Origin of the sequence: Campylobacter sp. 2018MI01, assembly GCF_018501205.1 — a bacterium.
Classification (GTDB): Bacteria; Campylobacterota; Campylobacteria; order Campylobacterales; family Campylobacteraceae; genus Campylobacter_E.
In genome coordinates, this window is record NZ_JAHCZE010000140.1 from 1 (window position 1) to 511 (window position 511).

General features: G+C 35.0%; 1 protein-coding gene. It reads left to right on the forward strand.

Annotated elements, in window-relative coordinates; translation table 11 throughout:
* On the forward strand, window positions 1-511 hold a 511-nt coding region (locus KJQ97_RS09370; RefSeq protein ID WP_442862307.1), incomplete at both ends, for a flagellin N-terminal helical domain-containing protein.

Consider the following 511-nt stretch of genomic DNA (forward strand, 5'->3'; position numbering starts at 1 on the left):
GCTAAGCGCTCATGCAAACGCATCTATGAACAATAGATCAATTGACAGTTCTTTAAATAAGTTAAACTCAGGTTTTAGAATTAACTCTGCTGCTGATGATGCTTCAGGTATGGCAATTGCTGATAGTTTAAGAAGTCAAGCAAGTTCTCTTGGTCAAGCTATTATGAATGCTAATGATGCTATTGGTATAATTCAGACAGCTGATAAGGCTATGGATGAGCAAATAAAAATACTTGATACAATTAAGAATAAAGCTATTCAATCAGCTCAAGATGGTCAAACAACTGAAACAAGACGCTCACTTCAAGCTGATATTTCTAGACTTATGGAAGAATTAGACAATATTGGTAATACTACATCATTCAATGGTCAAAAGCTTCTAAGTGGAACGTTTTCAAACAAAGAATTTCAAATTGGTGCATATTCAAATGAGACAGTTAAGGCTAGTATTGGGGCAACTACAAGTGATAAGATTGGGTTAACTAGGTTTGAGACTGGGCATAATGTGAGA